The sequence below is a fragment of the Pseudomonas sp. N40(2020) genome (assembly GCF_014472415.1).
Classification (GTDB): domain Bacteria; phylum Pseudomonadota; class Gammaproteobacteria; order Pseudomonadales; family Pseudomonadaceae; genus Aquipseudomonas.
In genome coordinates, this window is sequence record NZ_JACSZV010000077.1 from 1 (window position 1) to 10,006 (window position 10,006).

Sequence of the window (10,006 nt, forward strand, 5' to 3'; positions counted from 1 at the left end):
GGCTGCGATCTTTTGATCTTGTCTGTTAAAAACAAAATCAAAAGATCGCAGCCTTCGGCAGCTCCTACATTGAGTCAGCGTTCACAAAAAACCATCGCAAATCCGATCGAACTCACGGCAAACACCCCGGGTCAACCGCCCATACCTGCCATGTGACTCGGAGACTGACGATGACCGATTACCCAAAACCACCCTTCCCCGCGCAGGCGCAAACCGTTCCCGGTTCGCAACGCAAGATGGAGCCCTATCCAGACTGTGGCGAGCAGAGCTACGTCGGTTCCGGGCGGCTGGCCGGCAAGATCGCCTTGATCACCGGCGGTGACAGCGGCATCGGCCGTGCCGTGGCGATCGCTTTTGCCCGTGAAGGCGCTGACGTTGCGGTCGCTTATCTCAACGAACACGAAGACGCCAAAGAAACCGCACGCTGGGTCGAACAGGCCGGGCGCCAATGCCTGTTGCTGCCAGGCGATATCGCACAGAAGGCCCAGTGCCAGGCGCTGGTCGATCAAACCGTTGAACGCTTTGGTCGCATCGATGTGCTGGTCAACAACGCCGCGTTCCAGATGACCCACGAAAACTTCGAAGACATCCCCGATGACGAATGGGTGATGACCTTCGATGTCAACATCACCGCCATTTTCCGGCTGTGTCAGGCCGCGATCAAACACATGCGCCCCGGCGCGTCGATCATCAACACCAGTTCGGTCAACTCGGACATGCCCAAACCGAGCCTGCTCGCCTACGCGACCACCAAGGGCGCGATTGCCAACTTCACCGGCGGCCTGGCGCAAATGCTCGGGCCGAAAGCGATCCGCGTGAACTGTGTCGCGCCAGGGCCGATCTGGACGCCGCTGATCGTCTCGACCATGCCTGATGAAGAGGTACAGAACTTCGGCGGCAACACCCCGCTCGGTCGGCCCGGCCAACCGGTGGAAGTGGCACCGATCTATGTGCTGCTGGCTTCTGACGAAGCCAGTTACATCACCGGCCAGCGCTATGGCGTGACCGGCGGTAAGCCAATGCTGTGACAACACGCGAGAAAAACTGAACCCGCCGGCATGACGCCTCTCAATACTTTAAGAGTCACGATCAGGAGGCTGTCATGTCCGCGCCTATCACCAAACGTCTCAACCTCCTCGCCCTCGCTTGGACCAGTATCCGTCGCGACAACGCATCGTGACATTCATTGTATGGGTCGCCGTGCTCGGCGCAGTGCTGCTGACTCTGGCCCTGACCTCGTCGTACCTGCGCTGGATGCCGGTCACTACCTCGGCCGTGTGCCTTCTGCTGGGAATCGGCATTGGCCCCAGTGGCCTTGATCTGCTGAAACTGTCGGTCGATAACGCCTCGCAGTGGATGGAGCACCTGACAGAAGTCGCGGTGCTCTTCTCGCTGTTTGTCTGCGGGCTGAAACTACGTTTGCCCCTTCGCGACAAGCGCTGGCGAATCGCATTCGGCCTGGCCGGGCCGGTGATGGTGCTGACCATCGCCGGCGTATGCGCGTTGTTGCACTGGGGATTGCAATTGCCGTGGGGGCCGTCGTTGTTGATTGGCGCAATTCTGGCGCCGACCGATCCAGTACTCGCGGCTCTGGTGCAGGTCAATGATGCGCGGGATGTCGACAGTGTGCGCTTCGGCCTGTCCGGCGAGGCAGGACTCAATGACGGCATTGCCTTCCCCTTTGTATTGCTTGGCATGTTGCTGCTGGACGGCTCCGGGCATCCCGACGAGTGGCCGCAATGGATCTTGCGCAGTCTCTTGTGGGCGGTGCCGGCCGGGCTGCTGACCGGGTACTGGATGGGTCGCGGCATCGGACGCCTGACGCTGTCCATGCGCCTGCGCAATGACGACAGCACCCTGAGCCCCAATGATTATCTGGCCTTGGCGCTGATTGCTCTGGCCTATGTGGTGGCTGAATCCATCGGTGGCTACGGGTTCCTGTCGGTATTCGCCGCAGGGCTTGGCTTGCGTCAGGAGGAAGTGAAGTCGACCGGCGCCAGCCAGCCGCCCGCCGAACATCTGGTGCAGCCGGTGGTCGGCCACCAGAACGTCGAGCCGCAACACGCGGTACATGGCGACACTGAGCAACTACAGAACAGCCAGGTCGCCGCCGGCATCATGATGGGCGACATGTTGTCGTTCGGCAGCCTGGTCGAACGGGCTATGGAGGTGTTTCTGGTAACGCTGCTCGGCGTGGTGCTGGTGACACATTGGGACTGGCGGGCCTTGCTGATCGGCGGCGTGTTGTTCTGCGTGATTCGCCCGGTTTGCGTAGCGCTGATGCCATGGGGTTCGTTGCTGGAGGGGCGACAGCGGCTGTTGATCGGCTGGTTCGGTATCCGCGGAATCGGCAGTCTTTTCTATTTGTTTTATGCCTTGAATCATGGCCTGAGTGACTCGGTTGCGGCGCTGTGTACCGACATCACGCTCTCTGTCGTGGCGCTCAGCATTCTGCTGCACGGGATCAGCACCCAACCGATCCTTGCCCGTTATGAAAAACGCAAGCATCAAAAGCCCTAGAAAATCTTCTGCAAAAAAATGGATCTCTGCGTAAAGGTCGATGGTCACAACCATAACCCCCCGCTGGCCCCGTCCAACGGGGTCCGGCAGGTTCGGTTCCCCTGCGGCGACAAGCCTATGAAAAGGAATCCTTGAAAACTTAAGGTCACGGTCATGAAAGAATGCTCGACTCCTGCGCAAATCAAGGCTTGCAGAGCGTTGGCTCTGGAGCGCAATCGTCAATTGTTCGAAGAAGCGCAGACGCTGAATCGGGCGGCTCATGAGTTACTCGAAACCGGGCAACTGGATGTCGAACAGTTTGAGCAATACCGGACGTTACGCCGAAAAGCCGATGTGAAGTTTGCCGATTCAATTGAGCATCTGTGTGTGTTGAACGAGGATTTCCCACCGATTCCGATGTCGGTGCAGAACTCGCAGGGGTTGCGGCGGCAGCTTGAGACCACCGAGTGACCGAAGTGAAGAAAAAGCCCGGCTGTTGAAAACCGGGCTTTTTCTATCCGGCACTCATCCCCCCGGATTGGTCACCTGAATAAACACCGCATAACTCCCCAACACCACCCAGAACGTCGCAAAGATCCACGGCGTACGCACCGAGAACAGCAGCGACTTGCGATACCCCTTGTGGCTCGATTCCGTCTCGCTGAACAGCGGCGACTCGTCATAGGCCAGCCCCATCAACGGCTCGCTGAGCAGCAAATGACTCTGTTTGAAGTGCCAGTGATCGATGATGTCATACGCTGCGCGAATCCCCGGCCAGGCGTTGAGCGAGCTGAGCAGCCCGAGCAGCGCCAGGAACGGTGGCACCACCAGCGTAAACAACTTGCCCCATTCCGGGTTGAGGTTGGACATGCACGACGCAAAGGCAATCACCAGAAACGACTGCGCCGCCAGATAGGCATCGGTGCGATTGGCGAGGATGCTGGTTTCGTACTGAATCTCACGACGATAGAAATCCAGTCGTTCCTTGGGTGAGCCGAACATCTTGGCGTCATGTTCGGTCAGGGTTTCTTCAGCGGTGGGCTGAGTCAATATGCGAGGCACGGGACGCACGCTCCGAAGCAGGAAAACGTTTAGAAGCGCTCTGCCACGGACAAGTTCAGCCGGATTCATTTCATCGACTGAGCAATGATCTCCACCAGATTCAATTGCGTGAACGGTTTGGACAGACGCGGTAATTGCGCCGAAAAACCCTCCAGACGTTCGGCGTAACCCGTGGCGAGGATGATCGGCAGATCCGGTTTGAGCAGACGCACCGCATGCGCCAGTTGCGCCCCGCTCATGTGCGGCATGGCCATGTCTGTGATCATCAGGTCAATGACCTCGCCTTGTTCGAACAACGCCAGGGCCTGGGTACCGGACGTGGCGCTGACCACGCGATGGCCGAGGTCTTCGAGCAGCAGAGTGGTGCTGGTCAACACCAGTGAATCGTCGTCCACCACCAATACGCTCAGGCGTGGCACCGCGATAAGTTCGGTCGACGGATACACCGGCTTGGCCGTTTCGCCATCAACGGCCACCGGTATCCACAGTTCAGCCGTGGTGCCGTGCGTTTTCTCACTCTTGAGGATCAAACGGCCACCGAGTTGCTCGATAAAACCATAGACCATCGACAACCCCAATCCGGTGCCCTTGCCCACGCCCTTGGTGGTGAAAAACGGATCCTTGGCCATGGCCAGCGTGTGCTCATCCATCCCTTCACCAGTGTCGGTCAGGCTCAGGCAGACATATCGACCCGCCGCCAACTCCGAATGACCGAGTTCAAACACGACTTCCGTCTGCGCCTTGATGATGACACTGCCACCCTCAGGCATGGCATCGCGGGCGTTGGTCGCCAGGTTGAGCAAGGCGAGTTCCAATTGATTGGTGTCCGCCAGTACCGGTTCAAGGTTTGCGGGAAACTGGGTCTCGATGCGAATACCCGGCCCCAGTGAGCTGCGCAACAGCCCGGTGATGCCTTGCACCAACAGTGGAATATCGACCGATTCGGTCTTGAGTTCCTGACGGCGGGCGAACGCCAGCATACGCTGGGTCAGCGACACACCGCGCAAAGCGCCTTGCGTGGCGTTTTCCAGCAAGCGTCTGATCTTCGCGTCGTCGCCGACGCGCTTCTGAACGATCTCAAGGTTGCCGAGAATGACCGTCAGCAGATTATTGAAGTCGTGGGCAATACCGCCGCTGAGCTGGCCGATGGCTTGCATCTTCTGCGCCTGGGCCAGCGCCTCGCGAGTCTTTTCCAGGGCGACTTGCGCCTCATGGGCCTCGGTGACGTCACGGGTAATCTTGGCAAACCCGAGCAACGTACCGGTTTCTCCGCGAATCGCATCGACCACCACATGCGCCAGAAACCGCGTGCCGTCCTTGCGCACGCGCCAGCTCTTGTTCTCGAAGCGACCTTCTCGTGTAGCGATCTCCAGCGCCCGCAGCGGCTCGCCGCGCTCACGATCTTCGGGGGTATAGAAAATCGAAAAATGCTGACCGATGATTTCCTCCGGCAGGTAACCCTTGATCCGCTGCGCGCCCTGATTCCAGTTACTGACTCGCCCTTCAGGGCTGAGCATGTAGATCGCATAGTCGGTGACGCCCTGCACCAGCAGGCGGAACTGTTGCTCGCTCTGCTTGAGGGTTTCTTCCGCCATCTTGCGGTCGGTCAGGTCGCGAGTGATCTTGGCGAAACCCAGGAGTTTGCCGCTCGGGTCAATGATCGGATCAATGACCACGTGTGACCAGAAGTTCGTGCCGTCCTTGCGCACCCGCCAGCCCTCGCCTTCGAAGCGTCCTTCACGGATCGCCGTGTCGAGCGCCCGTTGCGGCAGGCCGGCCGCGCGATCATCAGCGGTATAGAACCGCGAAAAATGCTCGCCGAGGATTTCCGCCTCCTCGTAACCCTTGAAGCGTTTGGCGCCGGAGTTCCAACTGGTGATGATGCCGTCCGGGTCGATCATGTAGATCGCGTAGTCGACCACCGCGTCGATCAACAGCCGAAAGCGCATCTCTTCGATCGCCGCGGACTTGTTCTTTTCGCTCATCACATTCACCGCACAAAGTCATGAGCAGGAGTATGCGGCAATCCGGACATTTGGGAAGCGACCGGTTCATGCTGGATGGCCCACCAACGCGGCAACAGTTGTTTGATCCGGCTCTCGGCGAAGCGATCGTCGATCAGCACCACCACGCCGCGATCCTCGCGGGTGCGAATAACGCGTCCTGCGGCCTGCACCACTTTCTGCACGCCAGGGAACAGGTAGGTGTAGTCGTAACCGGCACCGAAGATCGCCGCCATCCGACGTTTCAACTGTTCATTGACCGGATTGAGCTGCGCCAGCCCCAGCGTGGCGATGAAGGCGCCGATCAACCGCGCGCCGGGTAAATCGATGCCCTCACCGAAGGCGCCGCCCAACACGGCAAAGCCGACGCCCTGGCTATCGGCGGTGAACTGATCAAGAAAGGCCTGCCGCGCGCCCTCGACCATGCCGCGCGATTGCTGCCACAGGGTGATGTGCGGATGCCGCTCGGCCAACAAGGTCGCCACCTGTTGCAGGTAATCGAAACTGCTGAAGAACGCCAGATAATTGCCCGGCCGTTCACTGAACTGACGGGCGATCAGTTCAACGATGGGAGCCAGCGAGGCCTGCCGATGATTGAATCGCGTGGAGATGCGGCTGACGATCTGCACCTGTAATTGCTCGGCGCTGAACGGCGACTCGACGTCGATCCACACGGTGTCGGCCGGCGTGCCGAGCAAGTCGGCGTAATAATTGCGCGGGCTGAGGGTGGCGGAAAACAGCACGCTGCTGCGCGCAGATTTCAGGCGCGGACCAATAAATGCCGCGGGCACCACGTTGCGCAGGCACAGCTGAGACAGCGGACGTTTGCGGTCGAGGTCGCGTTTACTGATGTCGAACAGGTAATGCTCGTCGTACAGCTCCGCCACCCGGCCAAATTGCAGCAGGTCGAAGTAGAAGTTCTGCAAGCCACTGTCCAGCCCTTGCGGATGATCATTGAGGTAATCGCCGATGGCTGAGCAACACAGGGAAATCGCCTGAAGCAGTTTTTCCGGCGCCTTGTCGTAGGCCTGATACGCCGCCAGTTGCGGCGCATGCAGCGCATTCCATTCGCGGTTGACCCGTTGCAGGGACTTTTTCAGCGCTTCGGGGGCGGTTTTGCGCACACCGCCCAGCGTCGCCTGATCAAGGCTGGCGCTGTACATCTGCCGGCCGCGCTCGACCAGGTTGTGCGCCTCGTCCGCCAACACCCCGACCTTCCACTGATTTAGCTGCGCCAGACCGTACAGCAGCGCGCTGAAATCAAAGTAATAGTTGTAATCGGCGATCACCACATCAGCCCAACGTGCCATTTCCTGACTCAGGTAATACGGACACACCGTATGCTGCGCGGCGACTTCGCGCATCGCGGCCTGATCGAGCAGCTTGATGCGACTGGCGGCGTCCCGGGCGGCGGGCAGACGATCATAGAAGCCTTGGGCCAAGGGGCAGGATTCACCGTGGCAGGCCTTGTCCGGGTGTTCGCAGGCCTTGTCGCGGGCGACCATTTCCAATACTCGCAGCGGCAAGGTCTCGGATTGATCGAACAACACCTGACTGGCATCCAGCGCCAATTTGCGCCCGGGCGTCTTGGCGGTCAGAAAGAACACCTTGTCCAGTTGCTGCGGCGCCAGGGCCTTGAGCATCGGGAACAGCGTGCCGAGGGTTTTGCCGATGCCGGTTGGCGCCTGCGCCATCAGACAACGGCTGGTACTCACCGCTTTGAACACCGATTCAGCCAGATGCCGTTGGCCGGGACGAAAGTCCGGGTGAGGAAAGGCCAGATGCTGCGCGGCCAGATTGCGGGCGTCGCGGTGGGCCATTTCCTGCTCGGCCCAATAAAGGAACAAGCTGCATTGCTGCTCGAAAAAGACCTGCAAGGCCTCGGCGCTGAACGCTTCGACCAGGCAGGTTTCCTTCTCGCTGACGATGTCGAAATACACCAGCGCCACGTTGATCTGCGCAAGATCGAGTTTGCGACACATCAGCCAGCCGTAGACCTTCGCTTGCGCCCAGTGCAACTGGCGGTGATTGGGCGGTTGCTTGCTCAGGTCGCCGCGATAGGTTTTGACTTCTTCCAGGCAGTTCTGCGCCGGATCGTAGCCGTCCGCCCTGCCCTTGACCTTCAACTGGCGAAACTCACCTTCGAGCGCCACTTCGCTCTGGTACTGGTCATTGCGCCGCGAGGCCACGGTGCGATGGCCGGCAATGCCCTCCAGCGCCGTGGGTGATGGGGTGAAACGCAGGTCGAGGTCGCCGGTCTTGGCAGTGAACTCACACAGCGCCCGCACCGCAATGCTGTAGCTCAAGCGCTCTGCTCCGCCCATTGCACGTAACACACGGCTACCGGCATCTGGTGCTCGTGACAGAACTCCAGCCAGCGCAGTTGATTGTCCTGCAAACGGTCGCCCGGGCCTTTGACTTCGATCATCCGGTAGGTTTTGTGCTGCGGCCAGAACTGGATCAGGTCGGGCATCCCGGCGCGGTTGGCCTTGATGTCGAGCAGCAAACGATTGAACCAGTGTTTGAGGTGTTCGGCGGGCAGGCAGGCCAACGCTTGCTCAAGCAGCGTTTCATTCAAGGCGCCCCAGAACACGAACGGTGACTGCACGCCCCACTTGGCGACAAACCGCGCGCGGATGGTGTCGGCATAACGGCCGTCATCGAGTTCGGCGAGGCAAGCGTCAAACAGATCGGCACGGCGCTGCTGGAAATCTTCATTGAGAAGATCCACAGGACCACGCTGGAACGGGTGAAAAAACGCCCCCGGCAGCGGCGCAAAAACTGCCGGCCAGCAGAGCAAACCGAACAATGAGTTGATCAGGCTGTTTTCCACGTAATGCACCGGGCCGTCGTCGTCATGCAGATGCGCCTGCACGTAAAACTCTACCGACAGCGCCGGATCAGTGCGCGGCAAGTGCAGATCGAGACGTTCCACCGGTCGAGGCGCCAGCCGTTTGAGTGGCGGGCCACCGAGCTTGCGGCGCAGTCGCGGCACCATGCGCTGCAAGCCTTGCTGCTCGGTGGCGCTTTGCGGTGCCTGCTCGGCGAGCGTGGCGATTTCCAGCGCCAAAGCGTATTCACTGCAACGCTCAAGGACGCGGATCATCCGCAATCGGGCGCCGGGATAGGCGCAATTGCGGTAAATGTTCAGGGCCAGGGCGAACTCGGTGATGCGCTCACAGTACTGACCGATCTGGAAAAGTACCTTGTTGCGCCGACGCTGCAGCCACGGGTTGTCAAAGTGCAAGGCACTGACTTGCTCGACAATGGTTTCCAGCGGTTCGCCAGCTTCGAAACGTAATTGGCAGTTGTGCAGAAACAGGCAGGCGTCGACGTCCTCACGGCTGCGCAAGCCTCGGGAATCGGCGCTGAATTCGACTTTCTCGTAGGTGAAGATGCCGAGATCAGCCAGCACGAACTCGGACCAATCCTGATACAGGTTGCCGAAGAACATCAGGCGCAAGCGATCGCAAAGGTCCATGATGGCCAGGCTGAACAATCGATCTGCAAGCGCCGGTGCCCATTCGCGCAAACTGCGCGGTTCGGCGAATTGCTCGGCAAGCAGCGGCAGCCAGTCGTCCTTGCGCCCCTTGGGTTGTTCGATAACGGCGCCGAAGGCTTGCAGAATTTCGGCCTTGAGCAATACGTCGAAGAGTTCGGCAATCGCCAGTGGGGCGTGTTCGTCGATCCAACCCTGATCCAGCAATGGCTGCGCCGCGTGGGCGATATCGCCGATTTCCACATAGTTGAGCTTGCTCGCGCGAAAATGCACACCCTTGCGCATCACCATTCGCACCAGCAAACCCTGCGAGGCTTTGGGCAACGCTTTGAAATCGTGAATAAATGCCAGCTCGTGTTCGCTCATCAAATCGGCGTAGCGAAGCTCAAGCCAATCAAGCACTTGCCGGAAGTTGTTGAGGTAATAGAACGGATCATCGAGGGGATTGGCAGTCACGGGGATTCAGGGCCATGGCGAGCGAGTACTGGTTATGCGTACAGATAACAGCTCTGCCCGCCCCGGCGCAAACGGAAAAAGATCAATGGCATTTTTTCACCGGCCTATCGAACTTTTTCCGGCGCTATGGCACCAACCGCGTTACAACACCGACAATGCTCGGTATCACAGCGAATGAGGAATTAGACGTGGGTATGAAAATAAAGACTCTGGGCATCCCGTTGGCGGTAGCTGCCCTGCTGGCATTGGGCGGTTGCTCGACCCAGACCGTGGTCACCTTGCAGAACGGCACCCAGTATTTGACCAAGGACATGCCGAAGACCAAAACCGACGACGGCTTCTATGAGTTCGAGGATATTTCCGGCGCCAAGGTGAAAGTGCGGGCCGATGAAGTGGCCACGGTGCGCAAGGAAGACTGACGAAGCAATACCCCTGTAGGAGCTGCCGAAGGCTGCGATCTTTTGATTTGCAAGTTCAAGATCAAAAG

General features: G+C 59.4%; 8 protein-coding genes. 4 read left to right on the forward strand and 4 right to left on the reverse strand.

Annotated elements, in window-relative coordinates; genetic code table 11:
* Positions 1–170 precede the first annotated feature (170 nt).
* The 3 genes from IAI51_RS27550 (at position 171) to IAI51_RS27560 (ending at position 2,970) form a co-directional block, all read left to right on the forward strand.
* A complete protein-coding gene (locus tag IAI51_RS27550) occupies positions 171–1,028 on the forward strand; it encodes a glucose 1-dehydrogenase (RefSeq protein WP_187681347.1) in 858 nt (285 codons plus the stop codon).
* Between the two features lie 148 nt (positions 1,029–1,176).
* Positions 1,177–2,520, forward strand: coding sequence for a cation:proton antiporter (locus tag IAI51_RS27555; RefSeq protein WP_187681348.1), 1,344 nt, complete (start codon positions 1,177–1,179; stop codon positions 2,518–2,520).
* 153 nt (positions 2,521–2,673) lie between these two features.
* Positions 2,674–2,970, forward strand: a complete 297-nt coding sequence (locus IAI51_RS27560) for a hypothetical protein (RefSeq protein WP_187681349.1) — start codon at positions 2,674–2,676, stop codon at positions 2,968–2,970.
* Positions 2,971–3,024: 54 nt separating this feature from the next.
* Here the strand turns inward: IAI51_RS27560 and IAI51_RS27565 are convergent, their stop codons facing one another.
* The 4 genes from IAI51_RS27565 to IAI51_RS27580 form a co-directional block, all read right to left on the reverse strand.
* The gene (locus IAI51_RS27565; RefSeq protein WP_187681350.1) at positions 3,025–3,561 is read right to left on the reverse strand and encodes a hypothetical protein; all 537 of its coding nucleotides are present in this window, start codon (positions 3,559–3,561) and stop codon (positions 3,025–3,027) included.
* Between the two features lie 65 nt (positions 3,562–3,626).
* Positions 3,627–5,546 carry a PAS domain-containing sensor histidine kinase gene (locus IAI51_RS27570; RefSeq protein WP_187681351.1) on the reverse strand — a complete coding sequence of 640 codons (1,920 nt, stop codon included), beginning with the start codon at positions 5,544–5,546 and terminating at the stop codon, positions 3,627–3,629.
* 5 nt (positions 5,547–5,551) lie between these two features.
* Complete coding sequence (locus IAI51_RS27575; protein WP_187681352.1) at positions 5,552–7,870, reverse strand: ATP-dependent DNA helicase; 2,319 nt, start codon at positions 7,868–7,870, stop codon at positions 5,552–5,554.
* Entirely contained in the window at positions 7,867–9,519 is a 1,653-nt protein-coding gene (locus IAI51_RS27580) for a VRR-NUC domain-containing protein (protein WP_187681353.1), read from the reverse strand. The genes IAI51_RS27575 and IAI51_RS27580 overlap by 4 nt, the downstream gene beginning before the upstream one ends.
* Positions 9,520–9,713: 194 nt before the next feature.
* On the opposite strand from IAI51_RS27580, the gene IAI51_RS27585 reads away from it, so the two are divergent.
* Positions 9,714–9,938 (forward strand): YgdI/YgdR family lipoprotein, encoded by a 225-nt coding sequence (locus IAI51_RS27585; protein ID WP_187681354.1) that lies wholly within the window; start codon positions 9,714–9,716, stop codon positions 9,936–9,938.
* Positions 9,939–10,006 lie beyond the last annotated feature (68 nt).

Bases quoted from the DNA above. Each gene is read 5' to 3' on its own strand.
- IAI51_RS27550 (WP_187681347.1), top strand. From the start codon at position 171: ATGACCGATTACCCAAAACCACCCTTCCCCGCGCAGGCGCAAACCGTT.
- IAI51_RS27570 (WP_187681351.1), bottom strand. From the start codon at position 5,546: ATGAGCGAAAAGAACAAGTCCGCGGCGATCGAAGAGATGCGCTTTCGG.
- IAI51_RS27560 (WP_187681349.1), top strand. From the start codon at position 2,674: ATGAAAGAATGCTCGACTCCTGCGCAAATCAAGGCTTGCAGAGCGTTG.
- IAI51_RS27585 (WP_187681354.1), top strand. From the start codon at position 9,714: ATGAAAATAAAGACTCTGGGCATCCCGTTGGCGGTAGCTGCCCTGCTG.